Here is a 26,471-nt window from a genome sequence, read left to right as displayed (position 1 = left end):
CGTTAAAACCTGCTTCTTTCATAGTTTATGCCTAAAATTCCACTTGGTTTAAAGAGCAAAACAAAAACTAAAAAGATGAAAGCAAAAGCATCTTTAAAACCGCCCAACTCTGGAAAAAAAGCAACCACAATCACTTCACTAAAGCCTATAATAAGCCCGCCCAAAACTGCTCCAACCACACTTCCTATACCACCTAAAACTGCTGCTGCAAAGGCTTTTAAGCCTATTAAAACACCCATATAAGGATCAACTGAAGGGTAATTTAAAGCCCAAAACACCCCACCAATGGCTGCTAGAGCTGAACCAAGTGCAAAGACTATGGAGATGATTTTATTTGCATCTATACCCATTAAATTTACCGTGCTTACATCAAAAGCAAGGGCACGTATGGCAATGCCGTATTTGCTTTTATACAGCACATACAGCACAAAAAGCAAGATGAAAAAAGTTAGCACAGGCACAAAAATACTGACTATACTAATGTTTAAATTCCCAAAAATAAAGACTTTTTGTAAATATTCAGGTGCTTCAAATAAACGAGGTCTTGCTCCAAAGAGTATATTAAAGAGGTTTTGTATAAAATAACTCATACCTATAGCAGTGATAAGAAGTGAAATTTTAGGCACTTTTCGCAAAGGTTTATAAGCGATTTTATCCATAGCTATGCCTATACAAGCTGCAAAGATCATCGCTAAAGCTAGGGCTGCTAAAAAAGGCAAATTTAAAGCTGTGATACAAAAAAGAGCTGTATAAGCACCTATCATCATAATCTCACCATGAGCAAAGTTAATCAAACGCAAAACCCCATATACCATAGTATAACCAATGGCAATGAGTGCATACATACTTCCAAGAGAAAGTCCGTTGATGAGTTGTTGCAAAAAAAAGCTTGTTTGCATTGCTTTATTCCTATTTGTCTTTTGCTTTTTGAGGCTATAAAATTTGGCATTTTATAGCTTAGTATTTATCAAATCAAGGATTGATCAAGTCCTTATAGATTTGTTTTTGATCTTTGATCTCTTTAAGCACCAAAGAGCGTTTAGCATTTCCGCTTTTATCTATGCTAATTACGCCTGAAACGCCTTCAAAATTACTCGTTGAATGAATTTTTTCATTGATACATTCACTTGTTAAGTTTGGCACACATTGTTGCATAGCTTCAAACATCACAAGATACGCATCAGCTCCCATAGCCGTGAAATTTGGCACTTCCTTGCTTGAGTGCTTGCTTTCATACAGCTTGATAAAATTTTTGCTTGCTTGAGTTGGAGGATTAGCTGAATCAAAGCTATCTGTGAAAAGATGCCCTTCGCTTGCTTCTCCTGCAAGTTGGATAAAAGTCTCATCAGCTACGCCATCAGCTGAAGCAAAAGGCACTTTAAGTCCAGTTGCAGCAGCTTGACGCACGAAAAGTGAGGCTTCGCTGTAATACAAAGGCAGATATACAAAATCCGGTTTTAGGTTTTGAATTTGAGCAATAAGAGCTTTAAAGTCCTTTTCTTTTGAGCTTACTCGAAGCTTGGCTAGGACTTTACCGCCTTTAGCTTGAAATTCTTTTTCAAAAGCCTTGCTTAAGCCTAAAGAATAATCTGTGCTTTGATCGCTCACAATCACGGCATTTTTGTAGTTTAGTTTTGTATAAGCATAACTTGCTAAAGCTGAGCCTTGAAAACTATCCATAAAACATACTCTACTTGCGTAGTGTTTGTTGTTTAAAAGCTTATCAGCTGTCGCAGCTGGTGCGATTAGAGGCACTTTTTTGTTTTCTGCTACTGATATGGCTTGCAAGGTATTTGCTGTTACCATTTCGCCGATAAGTCCTAGAGCTTTATCCTTTGAGATGAGACGATTTGCAGCATTTGCACTTTCTAGCTTGTCGCCTTTAGTATCAACGATTACAAGTTTGATCTCATCGCCATTGTTGAGCTTATTTTTCATCGAATTTGCAAGCTTAATGCCTTCTAAAGCACTTTGTCCATACGCCGCAGTAGCCCCACTTAAAGGCATAATCACGCCTATATTAAGCTCTTTTGCACAAAGAGCAAGGCTAGAAAGGAGCAAGAAGTTTAATACTTTTTTCATATTTTTTCCTTTCAATTAAGGCATAATAGTGCTTTTAAACACTTGTTTGCCATCAACTATCTCTTTAATCACCACAGAGCGAGAAGCATTACCGCTTGCATCTATGTTAATCACACCGCCTACACTTTGAAAGTCTTTGGTTGAATGAATTTCTTTATTAACGCATTCGCTAGTAAGATTGCTTGAGCAAGCATTTAAGGCTCTTAACATCACAAGATACGCATCAGCTCCCATAGCACTAAAGGCTGGAACTTCTTTGCTGCCTTTTTCTTTTTCATAGGCATTGATAAAATCTTTGCCTGTTTGTGTGCTTGGATTATGTGCGTCAAAGCTGTCTGTAAAGATCACACCATTTACAGCTGAACCTCCAAGCTCGATGAAAGTTTGATTATTTACCCCATCGCCTGCACTTATAAGTTTATCAAAGCCTATACTTCTTGCTTGTTTAGCGATTAATGCAGCTTCTGGGTGATAAATAGGCATATACACAAAATCAGCATTTAAGTTTTTAAGTTGAGAAGCTATAGCTTTAAAGTCCTTGTCTCCGCTTGAAATGGTAAATTTTTTGACGATTTTCCCGCCGTTTTGACTAAATTTAGTTTCAAATACCTTTGCCAAGCCTAAAGAATACACATTAGCTTGATCAACGATTAAAGCTGCTGTTTTTAAGCCAAGCTCTTTGCTGGCATAATCTGCAAATTTTTCACCCTGAAAACTATCCATAAAACAGACTCTGCTTGAGTAGGATTTTTTGTTTAAAAGCTTATCTCCAGAAGCAACTGGTGCAATCATTGGCACTTTTTTGCTTTCAGCTATTGAGATCACTTGCATAGTATTTGTAGTGATCGCTTCGCCTATAATTCCGATGACTTTATCTTGAGAAACAAGCCTTGTTGCAGCGTTTGAACTCTCAATTTTATCGCCTTTACTATCAATGATGACAAGTTTTACCTCATCATTGTTTTGCATTTTTGGATAGAGTTTATTTGCCAGTGAAATACCTGCAAGCACATCTTGTCCATATGCTGAAATCGAACCCGTGAGTGGTAAGACAACGCCGATTTGGACCTCTTTGGCAAAAAGCGAGCTAGCTAAAGCCAAAGCACCTAAAATAAAATGAATTTTTTTCATAACTAATCCTCCTTAAGAATGAATTTTTGTGTCAATAAATTTAAAGTTTTTTAGAAAAACAACGATTAGCGAAGCAGGGTGCTGATGAAAACTTTTTTATCATAATTATGATTTATGAAAAGCTTACACATTACAAACCCGTTAAATTCTAAAAAACGAAAGTCCATTATAGCATAAATTCAAAGGAAATAAATCAAAAAAGCTTTAAAATCATCTTTACTTGTTCAAAAAGAGCAAAAAGGCTACATTTGTTTTTTAGTGTTTTTAAGCAAGGTTTTAAAAAACATAAAGCTTATAAAAATGTAAAACTTAAAAAACATAAATTCCAAGCAAAAAATAAAGTCAATTTGCAGTATTTTAGGTTGAGTTTGTATGAGTTTAAAAGCCCATCAAATCGATGAGCTTGAATTTATTTATCTCTTAAGTTAAGCTCAGTGATAAGCTTGCTATAACTTTGGTAATTTTTTCTTTTAAGATAAGCTAAGAGTCTTTTTCTTTGTCCTACAAGTTTTAAAAGTCCTAATCTTGAGGAAAAGTCTTTTTTGAAAACTTTAAGGTGTTCTGTAAGTTGAGCAATCCTTGCACTTAAAAGTGCAACTTGAACTTCAGTAGAGCCTGTATCTCCTTCTTTTCTAGCGAATTTCGCAACAATTTGAGCTTTTTGAGCCGAATCCAAAGCCATTTTGACCTCCTGATTGGTATTTTTAAAAAACGTGATTATAACCTAAAAAACCTAAATAAAGCTGAAAATTAGAAAATTAAATGATTGATTTTTATCGTTGTAAGGTTTGGTAAAATAAATCAAAGCTTCAAGTTCTCATTGCAAGCTAATTGATTAGCAAAATAACCTGATTTTAAAGTGTTAAGGATTTTGTTATTTATTTTAAATTTTATTCATTATTTTGATTGTTTGCTGTTTATTTTTTCTTTTTGCAACGCGGTCTATAAAGCTTTAAAATTTATTGAAAAAGGGCGAAAATTAAGAAAAAATTGCTATAATAAGCCATTTTATTTTATTTTTAAAGGAAGTTCTATGCTTTTTACTAGGGCTAGCGAGTATGCTTTACTTGCTTTGATTTATATCTGTGATAAAGATAAACCCCAAGATGTTGAGACTATGGCTTTTGAACTTGATATTTCAAGAAGCTTTTTGGCTAAAATTTTGCAAGGACTTGCAAAAGACGGCTTGCTCCACTCTTATAAGGGTGCAAAGGGTGGTTTTACCTTAGTGAAAAAGCCTGAGGAATATACACTTAAAGAGATAGTTGATAGTGCAGAAAAAAAACAAGTCAGCGTTTTTGAATGCTCTCAAGGTGTATGTCCCACCCAAAAAGGCGATAAATGCTATATGCTACCGGTTTTAAAGGACTTGCAAGAGAAGATGAACGAGCATTTAAAATCAGTAAGTTTAGCTGATATCATCAAAAAGTCATAAATGGCAAAAAGAAAAATCATTGATCTTGTTGTCCCTTATCTAGGACCTTTAATAGCACCTGTTGTTAAAGCAAAGTCTTTGACGATAGTTGGCTTTATCGTTTGCATACTTGCTATTATCATCGTGCCTTTGCCAGCTCCTGTGCTGGATTTTTTTTTGGCACTTAGCGTTGCTATTTCAGTTTTAATCATACTCATTTCTATCTATATAGCAAAACCTACTGATTTAACAACTTTTCCAACGCTTATCCTTATTATCACACTTTTTCGTTTGGCTTTAAATATCGCCACAACGCGTATGATTTTAAGTGAAGGGCAAAACGGACCAGCACAAGTAAGCGAAATCATCGCGTCTTTTGGCGAATTTGTGGTCGGGGGAAATTATGTTATTGGTATCATTGTTTTTACTATCTTGGTTTTGATTAATTTTATGGTTGTTACTAAGGGTAGCACTAGAGTTTCTGAGGTGCAAGCTCGTTTTACGCTTGATGCGATGCCCGGAAAGCAAATGGCAATAGATGCGGATTTAAATGCAGGACTCATTGATGAACAAACCGCAAGAACAAGAAGACAAGAGATTATTTCAGAAGCCAATTTTTACGGTGCTATGGATGGTTCGAGCAAATTCATCAAAGGCGATGCAGTTGCTGGGATCATCATCACTATAGTCAATCTTATAGGTGGCTTTTTAATCGGCTATTTTCAACATGATATGCCTTTGGCTGATTGTGCGGCAACTTATACTATACTTACTATAGGTGATGGACTTGTGTCTCAAATTCCCGGACTCATCACTTCAACGGCTACAGCGATTATCATCACTCGTGCAAGTAAAGATGAAGAAAATTTTGCAGAAGGCTCTTTAAATCAGCTCTTAAGTGAATACAGAACACTTTTAATTGTAGGTTTTATACTTTTTATATTCGCTTTGGTGCCGGGTTTGCCAACTTTATCTTTAGGCTTTATGGCTTTGGTGTTTTTAGCGCTTGGCTATTTGACAAAACAAGTCAAAGAAGGAAAAATTCAAGCCGTAGATACGAAAAAAATTAAGGCTGAAGAGAAAGCAAAAGCTGCTACCCCTGTAAAGAAAAGCGAAGAGGAGATCATTAAGGAAGAAGAACACCGCATAGGCGATATACTCAAACTTGAAATTTTGGAGCTTGAGCTAGGATATGGGCTTATTCGCCTCGCAGAAAGTGAGCTTACTGAACGAATTCGCTCTATGCGTCGTTCGATTGCTCAAACTTTGGGCTTTTTAATGCCAAAAATTCGCATTCGTGATAATCTTGCTTTAAAGCCAAATGAATATAATTTTAAGCTTAAAGGCGTGGTTATTGCCAGTGCTGAGGTGTATCCTGATAAGTATTTGGCTATGGATAGTGGCTTTATCACTGAAGAGGTTGAAGGTATAGCTACAAAAGAGCCAGCTTTTAATTCAGACGCCCTTTGGATAGATGCGAATTTAAAAGATGAAGCAACGCTAAATGGCTATATTATCATTGATCCAGCAAGCGTGATTTCAACGCATATGAGTGAGCTTATTAAAACACACGCAAGTGAATTGCTCACGCGTCAAGAAGTGCAAGGGCTTATTGATAAAATGCAAAAAGATTATCCTGTCATCGTTGAGGATTGTCTGAAAGTCGCAAGTGTGGGTATGATACAAAAAGTGCTTAAAGACTTGCTACGTTATCAAATTCCTATCAAAGACTTGCTGACTATTTTTGAGGCTTTAACTGATATTGCTGAGGTAAGCAAGAGTTTTGATCTTATCATCGAACATGTACGCGCTTCTTTAGCAAGGGTAATTACAAATATGTATTTAGATGAAAAAGGCGTTTTAAGCATTTATATGCTTGACTCTGCAAGTTCAGCAAAGCTTATAGAAAGCCTGCAGTTTAAGGATGGCACTTATCATTTGATGATCAATGTTACTCAAACTGGAGCATTAATCGACGCGTTAAGAAAAGAAGTCGAGCAAAGTGCGAAAACAAGAATCAAACCTTTTGTGCTTTGTGTTGAGCCTCAACTAAGAAAAGATATAGCCAAACTATGCAAGGATATGAATATTAATGTTGTTGTCTTAAGTTTTGGCGAGATTGCTGAAAATACAAATTTTGAAACCGAAGGCGTTATCAAGATAGAATTATAGAATTATGGGAGAAATAATGAGAATATATCATCTTTCACATACAGATTTAGACGGCTATGTATGCCAGTTTATCACTCATTTTTATTTTAAGGATTGCGTGTTTTATAATTCAAATTATGGTAAAGAGATTAGTGATAATTTTTATGTGATTTTGAGCGAGATTAATGCAAACTTAGAGCAAGATAGCAATGCAAAAAGTATGGTTTTAATCAGTGATTTGAATTTAACTCTAGCACAATGTGAAGAATTTCAAGATGCTTTAAAAGATAAAAACGCAAAGCTTATTTTACTTGATCATCATCAAAGTGGATTTGAGTGTATGAAGGAATTTGCTTGGTATGTGATGGATGAGAAGAGAAGTGCAAGTCAGATTGTGTATGATTTTTTTACCCGAATTTGCACGCCAAATGAGTCTTTGAGGCGTTTTGTTAGTGTGGTTAATGCTATAGATATTTGGCTTAAAGATGAAAAAGACTTTGAGCTTGGCAAGGTGTTTTTAAGTATGATCGCTACAGCTAAGGAGCTTAATCGAGTTATGTTTAGGGAGCAAAACATCGAATATATGTTTTTTTTATTGAACAAAGCCAAAACTTTTATCGACAAGGATCAAGCTCATATTGCCCTTGAAGACGCTCTTCACTTTCTTAAAAAAGAGTATTTTAGAAAAGATAAAAATGATACTTTAATCAATCTCATTTGTGCTTTTGTTGTCGAGCTTTTAAGCAAGAAAAAAGAAGAATTCTGTATTTATTATGAAAATCATAAGGGCATACTTACTTCAAATATAGGCAATACCTCGGTTATAGGCAATGATTTTTTGGTAAAAAATCCGGATTTTGACTTTTTCATCGATGTAAGTTCTAAAAAAACTTTGAGTTTTAGGGCAAATGGCAAGGTTGATGTAAGTATAATGGCGAAAAAACTTGTTGGTGGAGGAGGGCATAAAAACGCAAGTGGCGGGCTTTTTGCAGCTTTTAAAGAGAGTGCAAATTATGCGTTGATTAAGGCTCAAATTCAAGATTTAATCATTTCAAAAACTCAAATTTAAGGAAAAATAATGAAACAAGAAGAAATTGAAGCGTTGCAATATGAACTTAATATAGTCTTAGAAGCTTTGCTTATAACAGCTGGAGTAAAGAAAACCAAACTTGATGAAGCTGTGCAAAATTACATAGAATGCATTGACAAAATCGAAGAAGATGATGATAAAGAAGGGGTTGATGAAGTTTTAAAAGCGATAAAATACCTCAAAACCCATCATCAAGAGCTTTTTAATTAGTATTTTTAAAGAAAATTTTTTTTATTTTAAGCCAAAGCCCTGTCAAACTTAGCTTTTTTACCTGCCCCAAAGAGCTAAAAACACAAGAATCAAGGTCTTTTTTTTCTTGAACACTTAAATTTTTCATATCCAAACCTTTTCAAAATATATTGCATAGGCAAGATTATATCATAAAACTTTTTATTTGTATCCAAAAATAACGATAAATCTTACTTAATATTATATATTAGTTTATATTGCTAATGTATATTTAGTTATATAGACTAAAGTTTATTAAATAATTTTTTTTAATTTTTTGTAAAAAATACTTGACATTAATACACTCAATGTTGTATAATACCTTTAAATTTAAAAATAAATATTGCCTAAATAAGTGGTAAAAAGGAGGCGTAGTGAAAGAAGAAGAACACTTAGATCAAGAACAAAATCTTGAAACTTCAAACGAGGCTGAAAATTTAGCTAGCGAGGAGCAAAACGAACTTGAAAGCTTAAAAGCTGAAAATGCTGAGTTAAAAGATAGGTATTTAAGAGCAAATGCTGAATTTGAAAATATTAAAAAAAGAATGGAAAAAGAAAAAGCTTCAGCTCTAGCTTATGCAAACGAAGGCTTTGCAAAGGATTTACTTGATGTAATCGATGCCTTAGAAGCAGCAAGTAGTGTTGAGGCTAAAGATGAAGTGAGTGAGAAAATCAAAGAAGGAGTGAAAAATACTTTAGATTTATTTCTTAAAAAGCTTGAAAAGCATGGTATCAAGCAAATTGAGGCTAAGGTTTTATTTGATCCAAATTTACATGAGGCTATGTTTCATCAAGAAAGTAGCGAGCATGAAAGTGGAGCCATCATACAAGTGCTTCAAAAAGGCTATCAAATAGGAGATAGAATCATACGTCCAGCTAAAGTAAGCGTGGCAAAATAAGGTGTATCTTTAAAGATACGAGTTTAAAAATAGATTTTAAAAAAATTTAAAAAAGGATAAACAATGGCAAAAGTTATAGGAATAGACTTAGGAACAACAAATTCTTGCGTAGCTGTCTTTGAAAGAGGCGAAAGCAAGGTGATCCCAAACAAAGAAGGCAAAAACACAACCCCTTCAGTTGTAGCTTTTACTGATAAGGGCGAGGTTTTAGTAGGCGATAGTGCAAAGCGTCAGGCTGTAACAAACCCTGAAAAGACTATTTATTCTATAAAAAGGATTATGGGGCTTATGTTTAATGAGGACAAGGCTAAGGAAGCTGAAAAACGCTTGCCTTATCATATAGTGGATAGAAATGGTGCTTGTGCGGTTGAAATCGCTGGCAAGGTTTATACTCCTCAAGAAATTTCAGCTAAGGTTTTAATGAAGCTTAAAGAAGATGCTGAAGCCTTTTTAGGCGAACAAGTCGTTGATGCGGTAATTACTGTGCCAGCGTATTTTAACGACGCTCAAAGAAAGGCGACAAAAGAAGCTGGAACCATAGCTGGGCTTAATGTCTTAAGAATCATCAACGAGCCAACTTCAGCTGCACTTGCTTATGGGCTTGATAAAAAAGAAAGCGAAAAGATAGTCGTATATGATCTAGGTGGAGGAACCTTTGATGTTACTGTGCTTGAAACAGGCGATAATGTCGTAGAAGTGCTTTCAACTGGAGGGGACGCTTTCTTAGGGGGCGATGATTTTGATAATAAGCTTATAGATTTTCTAGCAAGCGAGTTTAAAAACGAACAAGGCATAGACTTAAAAAATGATGTTATGGCTTTACAAAGGCTTAAAGAAGCAGCTGAAACAGCTAAAAAAGAACTTAGTTCAGCCACTGAAACAGAGGTTAATTTACCTTTTATCACAGCTGATGCAAGCGGTCCAAAACACCTTGTGAAAAAAATCACTCGTGCTAAATTTGAAAGTATGATAGAAAGCCTTGTGGGCGAGACTATCTCAAAGATCAATGAAGTGGTAAAAGATGCAGGATTAAATAAAGATGAAGTAAAAGAAATTGTCATGGTGGGTGGCTCAACTCGCGTGCCTTTGGTGCAAGAAGAAGTGAAAAAAGCCTTTAACAAAGAGCTTAATAAAGGCGTGAATCCTGATGAGGTTGTAGCCATTGGTGCAGCTATTCAAGGTGCTGTGATAAAAGGCGATGTTAAAGATGTGCTTTTGCTTGATGTTACTCCGCTATCTTTAGGCATTGAAACCTTAGGTGGAGTGATGACTAAGATCATAGAAAAAGGCACAACTATACCAACTAAAAAAGAACAAACCTTCTCAACAGCTGAAGATAATCAAAGTGCGGTAACTATCAATGTCTTACAAGGCGAGAGAGAATTTAGTCGCGATAATAAATCCTTAGGAAATTTCAATCTTGAGGGCATTCCACCAGCTCCAAGAGGTATGCCACAAATTGAAGTGAGCTTTGATATAGACGCCAATGGTATTTTAACTGTTTCAGCAAAAGACAAGGCTACAGGCAAGGCTCAAGAGATCAAAATCACAGGCTCAAGCGGTTTAAGTGAAGAAGAAATTGAAAAAATGGTCAAAGATGCCGAGCTTCACAAAGAAGAGGATAAAAAACGTAAAGAAGCTGTAGAAGCTAGAAATCAAGCCGAAGCTTTAGTGCATCAAGTTGAAAAATCTTTAAGCGAGCTTGGTGAAAAAATAGGCGAGGAAGATAAAAACAATATCACTAAGGCTTTAAATGAGCTTAAAGAACTACTTAAAAATGAAAATGCAAGCAAAGAAGAAATAGAAGAAAAGGTAAAAAACTTAAGTGCTGTTTCTCATAAACTTGCTGAGAGTATGTATAAAAAAGATGATGCCACAGCAAATGATAAAAAGAAAAAAGATGATGATGTTATCGACGCTGAAATAGAATAAACCTTAAAATTTGGAGCAGTTTAACTGCCCCAAATTTCATTTTTAAACTCTAGCTTTTGAAATTTAAATACCAAAATATGTGCTTGCAAATTTATTCTTAATTTAAACTTAATTATATATTAACTTTCTTTTTATGGCTCTAATATAGCTTTGCTTTTAAAATTTATGGCATTTAAAGCTTAAATTTAATCTTTGTCTTTTGTAATTTATTTTTTAGCTTAGAGTTTATATGCTTTAAGAGTTTTAAGTTATTCTTCAGTATGACTTGATTATGATTAAAATTAAAAGTTTTATAAAGGATAACAATGCTTTTATACCACCCTTTCAAACCATTTTTTGATAAAGACTCAAGGATTTTAATACTTGGTAGCTTTCCCTCGCTTAAATCAAGAGAATTAGGCTTTTATTATCAAAATAAAAATAATCGCTTTTATCAAATTTTAGAGCTTCTTTTTGATTTATCTCCTAAAAGTTTAAGCATGCAAAATGTCCAAAAAGACTTTTTAAAAACTCAAAAAATAGCCCTTTGGGATATGTTTAAAAGCTGTGATATAACAAAGTCAAAAGATGAAAGCATAAGGCTAAAGGATAAAAATACCACAGCAAATGATTTAAATTTAGTGCTTGAAAAAGCCCCTATAAAAGCTATTTTTACTACAGGAAAAACCGCTCACAAAGGCTTTTGTCATTTTTATGCACATTTTAAGCAGGTCTATCCTAAGCTTTCTTATCATATTCTGCCTTCAAGTTCAAGTGCAAATGCTCGTTTTAGCTTAGAAGAACTCGTTCATGAGTATAAACTCATCAAAGCCTATCTTTAGCTTACTATAAAGCTGTTAAAACAAATAAGATATTGCCATTTACAAAATCAAAACTATCAAAGATATTTTTACCTTTATTTCAATTTCAAAGTGAATTTAAAAACTCATCGGCTCCTACAAAACCGATGATTTGTTCTCTTTTTATGCCATCTTTAAAGATAAACATAACAGGTGGAGCAAAGACTTCAAATTTTTTCATCATTTTAAGTTCTTCATCATCGCCTTTGCTAATGTCGATTTTAAGCAAGGCATAGTTTTGCAAAAGCTCTTGCACTCTTTTGTCTGAAAAAGTAAAAGTATCTAAAAGCTTGCAGTTTTCACACCAAGAAGCTGTAAAATACAGCAAGATCGGTTTTTTGCTTTGTAATTTTGCTTCAAGCTCATTAAGATTGGTAATATTTTCAAACTCAAGCGAGTTTAAAGCTTGTAATTTTGAAGCACTAAAATTTAAATGAAAAGGATTTAAAAGGCTTTTTCCGCCAAATAATCCCCCTAAAAATAAACTCAAACTATAGGCTAAAATAAGCGTTAAAATAGCTTTTTTAGCCTTTGCGTAGTTTGAATCAAGCCTATCAAAAATTCCCATAAAGCTTACAAAAAATACCCCAAGCACCCCAAAAGCTATGAGTATATAAGGCATAGCTAAAAAGCGAGAACACAGCCAAATTGCCATTGCTAGCATTAAAAAGCCAAAAAAGACATTGACCCTTTGCATCCATATTCCAGCTTTTAAAAATCCAAGCCCAAGCCCTACAAATAAAAGCGGAATGCCCATGCCAAAACTCAAAACAAAAAGAGAAGCCCCACCAAGCACTATATCAGCACTTTTTGCGATATAAAGCAAAGCAGCAGCCAAAGGTGCAACTACGCAAGGTCCTATGATAAGAGCTGATAAAAAGCCCATAGTTGCAAGGCTAAGCACACCTTTTGTTTTTGAGTTTTGTTTTTTGATGATGAAATTTTGTATCTTGCTTGGCATTTGAAGCTGAAATACCCCAAAACAAGCAAGGGCTAAAAGCACAAAAATAAGAGCAAAAAAGCCAAGCACTAAAGGATGTTGCAAAAAGCCTTGCACACTTGCACCAAGCAAGGCTGTAGCAATGCCAGCTAAAGCATAAGCTAAAGACATAAAAAACACAAAGATAAAAGAAAGCCAAAAGGCTCGTTTTTTACTCGGTGCTTGCGTGCTTTTTGCAAGTATGAGTGATGAAAGTATGGGGATCATCGGCAAGGTGCAAGGGGTAAGTGAAAGTAAAAGTCCATACCCAAAGAAGCTTAACAAAGTAAGAAAAAAGCCATCTTTATTAAATTCATTTTGCTTTTTTATATTCTTTGTGTTTATAAGTTCAGTAAGTGCATAAATGCCTTGATTTTGCTTTAGTGTAAAACTTTTTTTCAAGGGGCGGTAGCAAAACCCAGCTTCAGAACAGCCTTGATATGAAAGTTCTAATAAAGCCTCATTTTTGCTAGCGAGTTCTTTTTTGAGTAAAATTTGTGGGATAAAAAGCTCTAAATTCGCATAATATCTTTGTTCGTTGTTTTTTTTAACGCTTGCAGGCAGGTTAAGCAAAGCAGTAATGTCTTTATCATCAAGCTTGATTTTAAGCTCTTTTTGATACAAATAAATCGTATCAGCGATATTAAAATCAAAATAAACTCCTACCTCATCAGCATAAGAATGCAATTTAAATGCTTCATTTGGCTGTAAAAATTCAGCCCAGCTTAGATTTAAAAAAAAGAAAAATATCAGAAAAATACGCATTAAGTTCTCATTTATATCTTGTTTTATTTTTAATTATAGTTTTTTATGGTAAATTTAAAAGAATACTTTTCAAGGAGATTTGCACATGACATCACCAAAACCTGAGCCAAAAAGCACAAAACATTTGACACGTAAAAATGAGTCAAAGCCTAAAAATCAAGAGGATTTGCTTGCAAAAAAAGAAAAAAATAATATGCCAAAGGATCAAAAAACACAAAATGACAAAAAAGATGAGTATGTAAGCATAAAGGTTAAAAAAAGCACGCTCAAATATGAAAAGGAGCTCAAAACCTTGCAAATCGAGCTTTTGAAATTCCAAAATTTCGTTAAAGATAAGGGCTTAAAGGTTTTAATCCTCACAGAAGGACGAGACGCAGCAGGCAAAGGAGGCTCAATTAAACGCCTTACAGAGCATTTAAATCCAAGGGGTTGTAGAGTCGTTGCTCTTGAAAAGCCAAGTGATGTAGAAAGGACGCAGTGGTATTTTCAACGTTATGTTTCACACTTGCCAGCAGCTGGTGAGATCGTGATCTTTGATAGAAGCTGGTATAATAGAGCTGGAGTTGAGCCGGTAATGGGTTTTTGCACCCCAGCTGAGCATAAACATTTTTTAAGAGAAGTGCCTTTGTTTGAAGAAATGCTTGTCAATAGTGGCATTATCATGTTTAAATTCTATTTTTCAGTGTCTAAAGAAGAGCAAAAAAAACGTTTTGATAGTCGTAGAAAAGATCCTTTAAAGCAATACAAGCTCTCTTCGGTAGATGAAAAATCCCAACAGCTTTGGGATAAATACACTGTCGCAAAATACTCAATGCTTCTTGCTTCAAATACGCCAAAAAACCCTTGGACTATCATAGGTTCAGACAATAAGAAAAAAGCAAGGCTTAATGTCTTTAGAACCATACTCAATAAAGTTGATTATACGGGCAAAAGCAAGGATATAAAGCCAGTAGATAAGAACTTAGTGCGAAGTGGAGAAGATGAAATTCGCAAAATGGAAACTAATCTTAACAGAAGTGATGAAAAATTTGAAAAACTTGATCAAAAATAAGGAAAGCATATGCTTTTAAAAGTGCAAAAACTAAGCGAAAAATACTACCCCCAAATCGTGAATTTAAGAGAGCATTTTCATCAATTCCCAGAGCTTAGCTTTGAAGAGTTTCAAACTTCACAAAAAGTCTGTGAGGTGCTTGAAAATGCAGGTATATCATATAAAAAAGGTATAGCAAAAACCGGGGTTTTGGCTGAAATTTATGGCACAAAAAAAAGTGATGAAAAACCAAAATGCGTGCTTTTAAGGGGTGATATGGATGCTTTGCCAGTGTTTGAAGAAAGCGGGGTAAGCTTTGCTTCAAAGATAGCGGGTAAGATGCACGCTTGCGGACATGATGGACATACCGCTGGACTTTTAGGCACAGCACTCATCTTAAATGAGCTTAAAGATGAATTTAGCGGTTGTGTGAAGTTTATGTTTCAGCCAGCTGAGGAAAATTATGGCGGAGCAAAGCCTATGATAGAAGAGGGCGTGCTTGAAAATCCATATGTTGATGCCGTGTTTGGTTGTCATTTGTGGGGTTTAATGCAAGAAAATACAGCTCAAATTATCAGTGGGGCGATGATGGCTGGGGTAGATAGCTTTGATCTTAAATTTATAGGCAGAGGCGGGCATGGAGCTCATCCACATACAACCATAGATTCGGTTTTAATGGCGGCTCGTTTTATCACTAGTGTTCAAAGCGTTGTTTCAAGGCGTTTAAAGCCTATAAGTGCTGGAGTGATCAGCGTGGGAAGTGTGCAAGCTGGAAGCTCTTATAATATCATCGCTCAAGAAGCCTTTTTAAAAGGCACGGTGCGTTTTTTAGATGATGAAAGTCAAGCGATCTTGCAAAAGGGTGTTGAAGATGTGGCTAAGGCTGTGGCTTTGGAATTTGGCGGATCATATGAGCTTGATTATCACAGAGAATATCCACCTTTGATTAATGACGAATTTGGTGCAAAAATCGCTCAAAAAGCCTTCTTGCAAGTCTTAGGCGAAAAAAATATCATCACAAAGGCTGAAGCTGATATGGGGGCTGAGGACTTTGCCTTTTTAACGCGTGCAAGAAAAGGAGCTTATGTTTTTGTAGGTATAGCTAAAGATAAAAACAAACCTGTATTACATCACAGCCCAAATTTTGCTTGGGAAAGTGAAAATTTAAAGGTGCTTATGCAAGGTGAGGCGATGATGGCTTTGGAGTTTTTGAATTCGTAAATTTTTGTAATGGCTTATCAAAGAGGCTTTGTAGGTTTTATCCCTATATTTTAAAAAATTGAATTTTTACAAACCTTGCTATTTCACAACCCAAAATCAAGTTTTATTTGTGTGAAAGGGTAAAAGTTAAGTTAAAATAAAACTTAAAGCACAAAAACCATATACTCCACCATTTTGAGAATCTACGATATTCACTCAACCAAAAACATTTGCTCAACGACTTTGACTAAGCTCACTTAAACCATAATTAAATCTTACATTTACTGCTCTGTTTGAGTTAGAAGTTGGGGCATTGGCATTGATCGTTACATCATTACCTGCGTTGAGAGTGAGCTCTTTTTATGTTTGATGTTGAGGGGCTATTGGATGTTGTGTCAGTTGTGCTTGATACATCAAGTGTTTTATCAGTAGCTTGTGATGATGAAAAATTTTAGATTAAGAATGAAGTTGGATTTTTATAAATTTTGTGTATTGTATTGTTTTTTTTGGATTTGTTTTCAAAAAATAGTGAAAATAGCCTTTGGTAAATTTCTGCTTGCTATTCTTTGATTTTGGTTCGAAATGCCATAGCCTTATGCAAAGAGATAAAATCCACATTTTCAAGGCTTACACCACTTGGTATACCTTGGGCGATTTTTGAGAAACGAAGATGAAAGTCTTTGAGTTTTTCCTCGATAAAAAAGATCAAAGCGTCCGAATTTATAGTGTGTGTAAGGGCGAAAATTAGTTCTTTACAAGCATTTTCGCTGATGAAATGCCTTAGTTTTAACACAAGTTCATCACTGATCTCATCAAAGATAAAATAAAGCCCATCAAAACTTCCGCTTTCTTCAAGTATGAGTATATCTTTAGCACTTTGCACCACGCAAAGCAAGTTTTTATCGCGGTTTTCATCACTGCAAATTTCACAAAGCTCGTTTTCACTGAGGTTACCACATTTTTGGCAGGGCTTGATAAAGCGGACTGCATTTTCTATATTATGGGCAAGTTTTAGAGCAAGAGTGTGATTTTCAAGGAGTGTATAGGCAAGTCTTAGAGCTGTTTTTTTGCCTATACTTGGGAGGTTTGCAAAACTTTGCACGAGTTCGTTGAATTTTTCACTGCTGTTGTGTGGCACTGCTTTTTTCCTGATTGATTTGAAATTGATGAAAGCCGTTTATGTATGCATAACCAAGACTAAAATTATGCATCATGCAAATTCTTTCGATGATATACAGCCCAAGTCCCATACCCTCGCTTTTGTTATCTTTATCTCTTGTGAAAGCTTTGAAGTATTCTTGAATGCTTTGTTTTAAAGGTGCTGCCTTGTTTTTAATCACGAAATGATCTTTGCAGCATTCTACTACGCAACTTTCATCATCTGAATGCTTGATCGCATTGTCGATGAGGTTTTTAATCACCAAAGGAAAAATTTCAATATCAGCTTCAAAAACTGCATCTTCAAAAAGCTTTATTTGCACTCTTTGCTCAAAGTCATCTCGCATAAGAAAATTTTTTGCTTCTTTTAAAAGCTCCGAAAAATGGTAGTTTCTAAATTGTAAATTATAATTTTTTGAAAGCAAACTTTCTACTTTTGCAAATTCGTTAATGAGTGAATTTAAGCGTTCAAAAATCGCTATTAAACGTCCTTTTTGCTTGTCTTCTTCTATCATTTCAGCGATAATTCTTCCCTTGCCTATGGGTGTTTTTATCTCGTGCATTATAGTGCGTAAGAAAAGCTGTCTTGACTCTATAAGTTGGTGATTTTTATTCATAGTGTTGTAAAACTCTGTAGCGATTTTGCCTATTTCGTTGTTTTGGTAGCCTTGAGGTGAAAAGCTCTTGCCATTTGCCGTTTGAGCAACTTCAAGGCGAAGTTTTGTAAGAGGTTTTAAAGAGTTAATGATAGAAATATATAAAAAAGTCGTTAAGGCTAAAGAAAGTAAAAAGCCCAGAAAGATGAATTTAAAAGTGGTATTTTCCTCGTTTGATTCTAAGATTAGATCATAATCTTGGCTTTGCACCTGTAAAAAAAGCTGATTGTTGTAAGAAATGGAAGTAAAAACCCCAAAATTTGTAGCAATTTTAAAAATTGCATTACCCTTACTTTTGATCTTGCTTGAGAGTTTTTCACCTTTGACGATATTAAAATTATTGCTTAGTAAATAGCTTAGTAAATCTATATTCGAGTTTTCGCTGTAATTGCTCGTGAGTGATTTGATAACATTTTTTTGTCTTAGGCTTTGATTTTCATGGTGTATATCCATCTCAAGAGTGATAGAAAGGGCAAATAAAGCACAAACAAGTAAAAAAACAACGATAAATAAAACACTAACTTTAGTGCGAATGGAATAAGATCTCATCCTATGAGTTTATACCCTATGCCCCTTACCGAAAAAATATGCTTTGGTGTCTTTGAACTATCATTAATCTTTGTTCTTAAGCGTCCAATGATAACATCAAGGCTTTTTGAATCTTTATCTTTGAGGCTTTTGCAGTGTTGCACGAGCTGTTCTCTTGAAACTGAAAAACCATGCTGGTGGATAAGATAATCAAGAATTTCATATTCAGCCGGAGTAAGGGTTAAGACATTACCATTATATGAAATTTCGTGTTTTCTTTCATCAATTTTAAAGCTTGAATTTATAGTTTGATTGCCATGATTGCTTTGCTTTTTAGAGCGACGAATGAGACTCATGATCCTTGCATACATTTCTTTTGGATCATAAGGCTTTGGCAGATAATCATCAGCTCCAATTTGCAAGCCAACAACTTTATCGCTAATATCTCCACGAGCTGAAGAGATGATGATGGGAATATCGCTTTTTTGTCTGATCTCTCGGCACACATCAAGTCCATCAATACCGGGCAGGGTAAGATCTAAGATTAAGCAATCGTAATTTTTAATACTTGAGCTAAGCCCAATATATGGATCTTCATAATTGGTAACTTTGATGTTAAATTGCACAAGGTATTCAGAAAGCAAGGTAGCAAAATCTGGATCATCTTCTATCATCAAGACACTAATCATTCCTATTCCTTCATGCTTTTGAAATAAAAAATAAATTTTTAATAAAGCTATTATAACAAAGATTAAATAATAATTATAAAAAATTTGGTAAAATACTTTTTTAAAAATTTATAATGAAACAAAAATAAAGGAAAAATAAGTGGAAATAAGCTATTATGAACTTCTTGAAATTTCGCGTGATGCTGACAAAGAAACGATAAAAAAAGCCTACAGAAAACTTGCATTAAAATACCACCCAGATAGAAATCAAGGCGATAGCGACTCAGAACAGAAATTTAAACTTATCAATGAAGCCTATGAAATTTTAAGTGATGAGAAGAAAAGGGCTTTGTATGATCGCTATGGAAAAGAAGGTGTGAAAAGTAGCTCTGGAGGTGGTTCTGGTTTTGAGGATTTTGATTTGGGCGATATTTTCTCAAGCTTTTTTGGAGGTGGCTTTGGCAGAGGATCAAAACAAAAAGCAAATCCAGAGAACAAATACAGCCAAAATGCCAAAACTCAAATTCAAATCAGCTTCAAAGAAGCGGTATTTGGTTGTAAAAAAACACTTCATTTTCATTATAAAAGTTTTTGTAAAACTTGTGATGGTAGTGGTTCAAAGGATGGAGCTTTGCAAACTTGCCCAACATGCAATGGTAAAGGACAAGTCGGTTCTACGCGAGGTTTTATGACTTTTGTGCAAACTTGTTCGGCGTGTAATGGCATGGGGCAGATCATCAAAGAAAAATGTTCAGATTGCAAAGGAGCTGGCTTTAATGAGCTTGAGGAAAAAACTGAACTTGAAATTCCAGAGGGTATCGATAATGGTATGATTTTGCGGGTGCAAGGCAAGGGAAATATCCTCAAAAATGGCACTAGAGGGGATTTACATATCGCTGTTTTGGTTGAAGAAGATGCTAATTTTATCAGGGATAATCTTGATATTTATATCGAATTTCCCGTATTTTTCACTCAAGCTGCTTTGGGAGAGAGGATTAAAATCCCTACTATAAGGGGTTTTGCTTTTTTAGAGCTTCCTATTGGAGCAAAAGATAAGGATCATTTTGTGCTTGAAAATGAGGGCGTAAAAGACATACACAGCAATAAAATAGGTAGGCAGATCGTGCAAATTGCCGTGCAGTTTCCAAACAAGTTGAGTGAAGAGCAAAGAACTTTGCTTGAGGAGCTTAACAAAAGTTTTGGCGTAAGTGAAGACGGGCTTCATCAAGAGCAAAAAGGCTTTTTTGACAGACTTGCTTCGTGGTTTAAATAAGCTTTGCTTATTAAATTGAATAAATTTAACTCTAAATTTATTCTTGGTTTATTTTTATTATTTTGTGAGCAAATATAGCATTTGTTGTCTAGTTTTTTATTTGCTTTTTTAGCTTTACAAGCTTAATAAAAATAAACCTTGATAGCTTAGGCTTATATTTTTGGGTAATTTAAATTCTTTTATATCAACGCATAAGAAACTAAAATCAGTAAAATTATGCATAAAAAATAGTTGTTTTCATAACTTTATTGTGTTATAATCATACTTTATAAAATTCACAAGAGCTGTTTTTGTCTTTTGTGGGGGTTTATTTTCTAGGAAAAAAATGCTAAAAAAACACCTTTATATCGCAAGTGATCATGCGGGTTTTGAGCTAAAAAAAGCTCTTTGTGCTTTCTTTGAGGAACAAAAAATTGATTTTGATGATCTTGGAACGCATGATGAAACGAGTTGTGATTATCCAGATTATGCACATTTGCTTGCTTCAAAGATCGATGAAAATGGCTTTGGCATACTTATTTGTGGTTCGGGTATCGGTATGAGTATAGCCGCAAACAAACATAAATGTATCCGCTGTGCTTTGTGTAATGACTCAACAATTGCTCGACTTGCTAGAGAACATAATAATGCAAATGTTCTCGCACTTGGGGCACGTTTTGTAAGTGCTGATCGTGCAAAAGAGATCATAAAAGAATTTCTTAATACCGAATTTGAAGGTGGCAGACATACTCAAAGGGTGCAGAAAATCGAGGAAAAAGAATGTTTTTAGATTGGCTTATTTTAACCTTATTGATTTGTTTGTGTTTATATCTTACTGTTATGCTTTTGTATTACAAAACCTTACTTAGCAAAGAAAAAATTTCAAAAGATTTTATCAAAAACAACCTTGATGACACGGAAATCGTCATTCGTAAGCTTCAAGTCCAGCTTCAAAGAAGCTTAGGAAATATAGATATTTTAACCGAAGAACTCAATAAAATCAAAAGCGATTTAACCTCGCTTCGAACGAGAAATTCCCAGTATAGATTAGAAAATGACAAGCTTAGGCAAAGGATTAAAGAGCTTGAAGCAAAAATAGAGGCATTATTATGACAAAACTTACTCAACAAGAGCAAGAATTTCTTGCTTCAAAGATCAGAACCATTCCGGATTATCCTAAAAAAGGCATACTTTTTAGAGATATTACTACCTTGCTTAACAATAAAGAGGCTTTATTTTTCTTGCTTGATCATTTAGAGGCTAGATATAAAGGTAAAGAGCTTGACTTTATTGCTGGCACTGAAAGTAGAGGCTTTATCTTTGCGGCTTTACTTTGTGCAAAGTTGAATTTACCCTTTGTGCCTCTTAGAAAACCGGGCAAACTCCCTTACAAAACCTTTAGCTGTGAATACGCTCTTGAATACGGACATGACAGCATGGAAATTCATCAAGATGCTTTTGGTGAGGTAAAAGATGCTAGAGTGCTTTTGGTTGATGACTTAATCGCCACTGGAGGCACAGCTCTTGCTTCTTATGAACTGATAAAAAAGGCAAAAGCTCAATGTATCGAGGCTTGCTTTTTAATCAACCTTGTTTCACTTGGCGGAGCAAAAAAACTTGAGGATTTCACTTCAGTGTATAGCGTTTTGGAGTTTTAAACATGGAAGGGTATTTAAAAGAGCTGTTATATAATTACCAACATTTAGCCTATATCATCATTTTTTTATGGTGTATTTTAGAAGGTGAGCTTGCTTTGATTTTGGCTGGAATTTTTGCTCATGAAGGGCATGTAAATTTGACTATGGTTATTTTTGTAGCTGGGCTTGGCGGCTTTGTGGGCGATCAAATTTATTTTTATATAGGACGTTATAATAAAAAATACATTCAAAAAAAACTTCGCTCTCAAAGGCGGAAATTTGCAGTAGCTCATTTGCTCTTGCAAAGATTTGGCTGGCCTATTATCTTCATACAACGCTATATGTATGGCTTTAGAACAGTTATTCCTATGAGCATAGGTATTACTCGTTATAGCGGGAACAAATTTGCCTTTATCAATCTTATTTCAGCTTGGGTTTGGGCAGCTATCACCATACTTTTGGCTTGGTTTTTTGGAGAAGAAATTTGGAAATTTGTTAAATGGGCTGAGAAGCATTGGTATTATGCAGCTATACTTATCATTAGCTTTTTATCTTTGATGATTTTTGGTTTTAAACAAATGGAAAAAGCAATATTAAGAAAAAGGAGTAAAAAATGAAATTCGAACTTAGTGAAAAAAAAATTAGCCAAATCAAGGCTGATTTTGAACTTGTTTTTGTGCAAGATAAAAATCTCAAGCCTTTTAAAGAAAGCAAGGCTTTATTTGACTTGCAAAACTACACAGGTGAAGGACTTTGCCTTGATTTCAGCAACAAAAAACTTTTTGTAGAGCTTAAAAGTCTTGAGTATGAGGACATTCGCTTAGCTTTTGCTAATGCGTATAAAGCCTTAAAAGTGCTTAATGTTAAAAGTATAAAAAGCCCTTGCATAGTTGGAAAATGCACCTTTAGAAGCTTTGCTAGTATGGTTGAGGGCATTGAGTTTGCAAGCTATGATTTTAATAAATACAAAAGTGAGAAAAAGCCTTCTAAACTTGAAATTTTCATCATCTCAAAAGATGAGCTTAATGGCAAAACTTATGAAATAAAAGACGCAAAAGAAGGCTTAGAAACTGGCAGAATTTTAAGCGAGGCAAGCCATTTTACCAAAGACATAGTCAATGAAATCCCAGAACTTTACACCTCGCTAAAAATGGCAGAAGATGCTACAAAACTAGCAAAAGAAAACAAAAATATAACTTGCAAGGTTTATGATGAAAACTTCCTTGCTAAAGAAAAAATGAACGCCTTTTTAGCGGTAAATAAAGCCTCTGTCCACCCACCTCGCCTCATTCACTTAAGCTATAAAGCTAAAAATGCTAAGCAAAAAGTGGTATTTGTAGGCAAGGGACTTACTTATGATAGTGGAGGTTTGAGATTAAAACCGGCTGATTCTATGCTTACTATGAAAGCAGATAAAAGCGGAGCAGCAGCAGCTATGGGTATTATCAAAGCTGCTGCTGAACTTGAACTACCTTTTGAAATTCATGCGATTTTAGGAGTAGCTGAAAATATGATAGGAGGCAATGCCTTTAAGCCAGATGATGTGTTAATCTCAAGAGAAGGTGTGAGTATAGAGGTGCGAAATACAGACGCTGAAGGGCGTTTGGTTTTGGCTGATTGCTTAAGCTATGCTCAAGATTTAAAGCCAAATTTACTTATTGATATGGCGACTTTAACCGGAGCTTGTGTTGTAGGACTTGGAGAATACACAAGTGGTATTATAGGTAATAACGAGGACTTGCAAGATGAGTTTTATAAAGCCAGCAAAAAAAGTGGCGAATATGCTTGCGTTTTACATTTTAATCCTCATCTAAAAGAGCTTATCAAATCAAATATGGCTGATGTCAGCAACACAAGTATAAGCAGATACGGTGGAGCCTTAACAGCTGGACTTTTTTTGGATAAGTTTATCCGCAAAGAATACAAAGATAAATGGCTTCATCTTGATATAGCAGGACCTGCTTATGTAGAAAAAGCTTGGGGCTATCAAAACTTTGGAGCAGGAGCAGCTGGGGTAAGAATGTGTATAGCCTATCTTTTAGAGCTTGCAAGAAAAGATAAAAAAGGCTTGAAAAAATGAACCTTTCAGTAGGTATAGTAGGCTTACCAAATGTTGGTAAATCTACGACTTTTAATGCCTTAACTCGGGCTCAAAATGCCCAAAGTGCAAATTATCCTTTTTGCACCATAGAGCCAAATAAGGCTCTTGTTAATGTGCCAGATACTAGACTAAAAGAACTTGCTAAGATAGTAAATCCTCAAAAAATCTTGCATTCTGCGATTGAATTTGTAGATATTGCAGGACTTGTAAAAGGAGCAAGCAAGGGCGAGGGCTTGGGCAATAAATTCCTTTCAAACATAAGAGAAACTGAGGTGATCTTACACCTTGTGCGTTGCTTTGATGATGAAAATATCACTCATGTTGAAGGTGGGGTTGATCCCATAAGAGATATAGAAATTATTCAAACCGAGCTTATCTTAGCTGATATTGAGCAACTTAGCAAAAAAATAGAAAAGCTAAACAAAGAAGCAAGGGCAAATGTTAAGGGTGCGAAAGAAAGCTTGGAGCTTGCAAATATTTTATTAGAGCACCTCAATAAAGGCTTAAGTGCAAGCAGTTTTGAAGACAAAGAAAATGAGGCTTTTAAAAGTTTTAACAAAGAGCTCCGCTTGCTTTCAGCCAAAGAAGTAATTTATGGAGCAAATGTTGATGAAGCAAGTTTGAGCAAGGAAAATGCTTATGTAAAGGCTGTGAAAGAATATGCTAAAGCTCACCATCATGAAGTCATCATGCTGTGTGCTAAGATAGAAGAAGAGCTTGTGGGACTAAGTGAAGAAGAAGCAAGTGAGCTTTTAGCGTCTTTAGGCGTAAAAGAAAGTGGCTTAGCTAGTATTATTAAAATTGCTTTTAATAAACTTGGCTTAATTAATTATTTTACCGCTGGTGAGATAGAAGTAAGAAGCTGGACCATTTATAAAGGCGATAAAGCCCCAAGAGCAGCAAGTGTTATACACAATGACTTTGAAAAAGGTTTTATCAAAGCTGAAGTGATAAGCTATGAGGACTTTATTGCTTGTGGGGGAGAAGCCAAGGCAAAAGAAGCTGGAAAACTTCGCCTTGAGGGCAAGGACTATGTGGTTCAAGATGGCGATGTTATGCATTTTCGCTTTAATGTTTGATTGCAAGAATTTACTAGAATTGACTTTAAAAATTTAATATTTTTGCTTATACAATTTAAGCTTGCTTAAATAAACATAAAAACATAAGTTTTTGTGCTTATACTGACTTTTTTATTTAGTATAATTTACCCTTCATTATCAAGGCTTTTGTTAAAATTGGAACGAAAATTGCTTTTAAGCTTTTAAATTTAAAGACAAGGAAAGACAAATGAAAGTAGCGTTGATGATACTTGCATTTTGTATTGCAAGCTTTGCGGTGCAGGTTAAGGATGTGGCAAACACCGTTGGTGTGCGTGATAATCAGCTTATAGGATATGGGCTTGTAGTAGGGTTAAACGGCAGTGGAGACGGCACAAACTCAAAATTTACCATTCAATCCATATCAAATTTACTTCAAGGTATGAATATAAAAGTCAATCCAGACGACATAAAGTCTAAAAATACAGCAGCTGTTATGGTTACAGCAAAAATACCGGCTTTTGCAAAAAGTGGAGATAAACTTGATATAACCGTTTCTTCTATGGGTGATGCAAAGTCCTTGCAGGGTGGCACGCTTTTGCTTACAGCATTAAGAGGAATAGATGGTGAAATTTATGCTATCGCTCAAGGTGTTGTTTCAACAGGAGGTATTACAGGAGGAACTGGCGGACGTGGTGGCAACCACTCTACAAGTGCTTCTGTTTTGGCTGGAGCAAGTGTTGAACGAGAAATTCCTCAAAATTTTAGTCAAAATGATAATCTTACTTTAAGTCTTAAAACAGCAAACTTTAAAACAGCAAATGATATAGAAAAGGCATTGAATTTCGCTTTTGATAGCGAGGTTGCTCAAGCAATTGATTCACGCACTATTCGCCTTAAAAAACCAGATGAAATTTCATCGGTTGAATTTATGGCAAGGGTTTTAGAACAAGACATAGACTTTGTGCCAGAAAACAAAGTCATTATTGATGAACGAAGTGGAACTATCGTCTCTGGAGCAAATGTCGAGGTTGAGCCTATCTTAATCACGCATAAAGACATTACCATCAAAATAGAACCAAACGCTCAAGCACCACTAGGGGCAAACGAGCTTGATATGAAAGATGGGGGCATTATAGATCCGACATCAAATACCCTAAGGATCAACGCAAATAAAACAACCGTAGCAAATGTGGCAAGAATGCTTAATAAACTCGGTGCAAGCCCAAATGATATTATTTCTATCATGCAAAACCTCAAAAGAGCAGGGGCTATTAATGCTGATTTGGAGGTGATTTGATGAAAGTGGATAATTTTATTGCGAGTTTTAACGCTAATACGCCGAATTTATATAATGCCAACGCGAGCAAGGCTTTTAAAAAAGAAGTTGAACCGAGCAAAACACAAAGCCAAGCACAAGAGGATGCTGAATTTGATAAGGCTTTAAAAGAGCAAACTGATGCCTTTGAGGCTTTTTTGATTAAGACTGTGCTTGATATTTCGATGAAAAATAAAGCTTCGATTTTTGAAAAAGATGCAAGTGATGATATCTATACTTCTATGTATAATGATACCATGAGTAAGGCTTTAAGTGGTGGAATGGGCTTTTCACAATTATTATTTAATTTTTTGAAAGAAAGGGCTTAAGTTTTTTCGCATTTAGCCGATCTAGCTTGTAGAATAAGGATACTTAA

The 26,471-nt window shown here is 35.0% G+C and carries 27 protein-coding genes and 1 pseudogene; 18 read left to right on the top strand and 10 right to left on the bottom strand.

Annotated features, from left to right (window positions below):
* Window positions 1-2: 2 nt before the first annotated feature.
* The 4 genes from DMB91_RS03290 to rpsO all read right to left on the bottom strand — a co-directional run bounded on the left by DMB91_RS03290 (window position 3) and on the right by rpsO (window position 3,895).
* Window positions 3-899, bottom strand: coding sequence for a branched-chain amino acid ABC transporter permease (locus DMB91_RS03290; protein WP_034905814.1), 897 nt, complete (start codon window positions 897-899; stop codon window positions 3-5).
* A gap of 73 nt (window positions 900-972) precedes the next feature.
* Entirely contained in the window at window positions 973-2,082 is a 1,110-nt protein-coding gene (locus DMB91_RS03285) for an ABC transporter substrate-binding protein (protein ID WP_143116804.1), read from the bottom strand.
* Window positions 2,083-2,097: 15 nt separating this feature from the next.
* Window positions 2,098-3,213: an ABC transporter substrate-binding protein gene (locus DMB91_RS03280; RefSeq protein ID WP_143116803.1), complete on the bottom strand. Its 1,116-nt coding sequence runs from the start codon at window positions 3,211-3,213 to the stop codon at window positions 2,098-2,100.
* Between the two features lie 409 nt (window positions 3,214-3,622).
* Window positions 3,623-3,895 carry a 30S ribosomal protein S15 gene (gene rpsO / locus DMB91_RS03275; protein WP_034902510.1) on the bottom strand — a complete coding sequence of 91 codons (273 nt, stop codon included), beginning with the start codon at window positions 3,893-3,895 and terminating at the stop codon, window positions 3,623-3,625.
* Window positions 3,896-4,246: 351 nt separating this feature from the next.
* Here rpsO and DMB91_RS03270 point away from each other — a divergent pair, with 351 nt between their 5' ends.
* From DMB91_RS03270 to DMB91_RS03255, 4 genes are read left to right on the top strand one after another with little or no spacing between them, the layout of a single operon-like run.
* The gene (locus tag DMB91_RS03270; RefSeq protein WP_034903605.1) at window positions 4,247-4,648 is read left to right on the top strand and encodes an Rrf2 family transcriptional regulator; all 402 of its coding nucleotides are present in this window, start codon (window positions 4,247-4,249) and stop codon (window positions 4,646-4,648) included.
* Window positions 4,649-6,799 (top strand): flagellar biosynthesis protein FlhA, encoded by a 2,151-nt coding sequence (gene flhA / locus DMB91_RS03265; protein ID WP_034902507.1) that lies wholly within the window; start codon window positions 4,649-4,651, stop codon window positions 6,797-6,799.
* A 16-nt stretch (window positions 6,800-6,815) separates the two neighbouring features.
* Complete coding sequence (locus tag DMB91_RS03260) at window positions 6,816-7,847, top strand: DHH family phosphoesterase (RefSeq protein WP_034903602.1); 1,032 nt, start codon at window positions 6,816-6,818, stop codon at window positions 7,845-7,847.
* Window positions 7,848-7,856: 9 nt separating this feature from the next.
* Complete coding sequence (locus tag DMB91_RS03255) at window positions 7,857-8,078, top strand: hypothetical protein (RefSeq protein WP_034902504.1); 222 nt, start codon at window positions 7,857-7,859, stop codon at window positions 8,076-8,078.
* Here DMB91_RS03255 and DMB91_RS09065 read toward each other — a convergent pair.
* Window positions 8,071-8,205: a hypothetical protein gene (locus tag DMB91_RS09065; protein WP_260604872.1), complete on the bottom strand. Its 135-nt coding sequence runs from the start codon at window positions 8,203-8,205 to the stop codon at window positions 8,071-8,073. The two genes, DMB91_RS03255 and DMB91_RS09065, sit on opposite strands and share 8 nt — an antisense overlap.
* Before the next feature lie 265 nt (window positions 8,206-8,470).
* On the opposite strand from DMB91_RS09065, the gene grpE reads away from it, so the two are divergent.
* The 3 genes from grpE to DMB91_RS03240 all read left to right on the top strand — a co-directional run bounded on the left by grpE (window position 8,471) and on the right by DMB91_RS03240 (window position 11,748).
* On the top strand, window positions 8,471-8,995 hold the full coding sequence (gene grpE, locus DMB91_RS03250) for a nucleotide exchange factor GrpE (protein WP_034902501.1): 525 nt from the start codon (window positions 8,471-8,473) through the stop codon (window positions 8,993-8,995).
* 63 nt (window positions 8,996-9,058) lie between these two features.
* Window positions 9,059-10,927, top strand: a complete 1,869-nt coding sequence (dnaK, locus tag DMB91_RS03245) for a molecular chaperone DnaK (protein WP_034902497.1) — start codon at window positions 9,059-9,061, stop codon at window positions 10,925-10,927.
* 299 nt (window positions 10,928-11,226) lie between these two features.
* On the top strand, window positions 11,227-11,748 hold the full coding sequence (locus DMB91_RS03240; RefSeq protein ID WP_034902495.1) for a DNA-deoxyinosine glycosylase: 522 nt from the start codon (window positions 11,227-11,229) through the stop codon (window positions 11,746-11,748).
* 10 nt (window positions 11,749-11,758) lie between these two features.
* Here DMB91_RS03240 and DMB91_RS09280 read toward each other — a convergent pair.
* Together DMB91_RS09280 and dsbD are read right to left on the bottom strand one after the other, a co-directional pair.
* Window positions 11,759-11,824: pseudogene (locus DMB91_RS09280) on the bottom strand (hypothetical protein); the annotation flags it as partial.
* A gap of 9 nt (window positions 11,825-11,833) precedes the next feature.
* The gene (dsbD, locus tag DMB91_RS03235) at window positions 11,834-13,510 is read right to left on the bottom strand and encodes a protein-disulfide reductase DsbD (RefSeq protein ID WP_034902493.1); all 1,677 of its coding nucleotides are present in this window, start codon (window positions 13,508-13,510) and stop codon (window positions 11,834-11,836) included.
* Between the two features lie 193 nt (window positions 13,511-13,703).
* Between dsbD and ppk2 the strand changes: the two genes are divergently transcribed.
* Window positions 13,704-14,561 (top strand): polyphosphate kinase 2, encoded by an 858-nt coding sequence (gene ppk2, locus DMB91_RS03230; protein WP_034903599.1) that lies wholly within the window; start codon window positions 13,704-13,706, stop codon window positions 14,559-14,561.
* A 9-nt stretch (window positions 14,562-14,570) separates the two neighbouring features.
* Window positions 14,571-15,761, top strand: coding sequence for a M20 family metallopeptidase (locus tag DMB91_RS03225; RefSeq protein WP_034902490.1), 1,191 nt, complete (start codon window positions 14,571-14,573; stop codon window positions 15,759-15,761).
* Between the two features lie 538 nt (window positions 15,762-16,299).
* On the opposite strand, the gene recR is transcribed toward DMB91_RS03225, so the two are convergent.
* From recR to DMB91_RS03210, 3 genes are read right to left on the bottom strand one after another with little or no spacing between them, the layout of a single operon-like run.
* Window positions 16,300-16,878: a recombination mediator RecR gene (gene recR, locus DMB91_RS03220; protein WP_034902487.1), complete on the bottom strand. Its 579-nt coding sequence runs from the start codon at window positions 16,876-16,878 to the stop codon at window positions 16,300-16,302.
* On the bottom strand, window positions 16,859-18,103 hold the full coding sequence (locus tag DMB91_RS03215; protein ID WP_034902484.1) for an ArsS family sensor histidine kinase: 1,245 nt from the start codon (window positions 18,101-18,103) through the stop codon (window positions 16,859-16,861). Before DMB91_RS03215 ends, recR begins: the two co-directional genes overlap by 20 nt.
* Window positions 18,100-18,771 (bottom strand): response regulator transcription factor, encoded by a 672-nt coding sequence (locus DMB91_RS03210; RefSeq protein WP_034902481.1) that lies wholly within the window; start codon window positions 18,769-18,771, stop codon window positions 18,100-18,102. Before DMB91_RS03210 ends, DMB91_RS03215 begins: the two co-directional genes overlap by 4 nt.
* 139 nt (window positions 18,772-18,910) lie before the next feature.
* Here DMB91_RS03210 and dnaJ point away from each other — a divergent pair, with 139 nt between their 5' ends.
* The 9 genes from dnaJ to DMB91_RS03165 all read left to right on the top strand — a co-directional run bounded on the left by dnaJ (window position 18,911) and on the right by DMB91_RS03165 (window position 26,424).
* Window positions 18,911-20,023, top strand: coding sequence for a molecular chaperone DnaJ (dnaJ, locus tag DMB91_RS03205; protein WP_034902478.1), 1,113 nt, complete (start codon window positions 18,911-18,913; stop codon window positions 20,021-20,023).
* Window positions 20,024-20,348: 325 nt separating this feature from the next.
* Window positions 20,349-20,792 carry a ribose 5-phosphate isomerase B gene (rpiB, locus tag DMB91_RS03200; protein ID WP_034902475.1) on the top strand — a complete coding sequence of 148 codons (444 nt, stop codon included), beginning with the start codon at window positions 20,349-20,351 and terminating at the stop codon, window positions 20,790-20,792.
* Window positions 20,783-21,115 (top strand): membrane protein, encoded by a 333-nt coding sequence (locus tag DMB91_RS03195; RefSeq protein ID WP_034902472.1) that lies wholly within the window; start codon window positions 20,783-20,785, stop codon window positions 21,113-21,115. The genes rpiB and DMB91_RS03195 overlap by 10 nt, the downstream gene beginning before the upstream one ends.
* Complete coding sequence (gene apt / locus DMB91_RS03190) at window positions 21,112-21,660, top strand: adenine phosphoribosyltransferase (RefSeq protein WP_034902469.1); 549 nt, start codon at window positions 21,112-21,114, stop codon at window positions 21,658-21,660. Before DMB91_RS03195 ends, apt begins: the two co-directional genes overlap by 4 nt.
* Before the next feature lie 2 nt (window positions 21,661-21,662).
* Window positions 21,663-22,256, top strand: a complete 594-nt coding sequence (locus DMB91_RS03185; protein ID WP_034902466.1) for a DedA family protein — start codon at window positions 21,663-21,665, stop codon at window positions 22,254-22,256.
* A complete protein-coding gene (locus DMB91_RS03180; RefSeq protein WP_034902463.1) occupies window positions 22,253-23,719 on the top strand; it encodes a leucyl aminopeptidase in 1,467 nt (488 codons plus the stop codon). The genes DMB91_RS03185 and DMB91_RS03180 overlap by 4 nt, the downstream gene beginning before the upstream one ends.
* Complete coding sequence (ychF, locus tag DMB91_RS03175) at window positions 23,716-24,819, top strand: redox-regulated ATPase YchF (protein WP_034902459.1); 1,104 nt, start codon at window positions 23,716-23,718, stop codon at window positions 24,817-24,819. Before DMB91_RS03180 ends, ychF begins: the two co-directional genes overlap by 4 nt.
* A gap of 208 nt (window positions 24,820-25,027) precedes the next feature.
* On the top strand, window positions 25,028-26,077 hold the full coding sequence (locus DMB91_RS03170) for a flagellar basal body P-ring protein FlgI (protein WP_034902456.1): 1,050 nt from the start codon (window positions 25,028-25,030) through the stop codon (window positions 26,075-26,077).
* Entirely contained in the window at window positions 26,077-26,424 is a 348-nt protein-coding gene (locus DMB91_RS03165) for a hypothetical protein (RefSeq protein ID WP_034902453.1), read from the top strand. Before DMB91_RS03170 ends, DMB91_RS03165 begins: the two co-directional genes overlap by 1 nt.
* Window positions 26,425-26,471 lie beyond the last annotated feature (47 nt).

The organism is Campylobacter sp. MIT 97-5078 (assembly GCF_006864455.1).
In the GTDB taxonomy this organism is placed as follows: Bacteria; Campylobacterota; Campylobacteria; order Campylobacterales; family Campylobacteraceae; genus Campylobacter_D.
The sequence above is the reverse complement of the archived record's forward strand: the minus strand, read 5'-3'. Positions and strand labels throughout refer to the sequence as shown.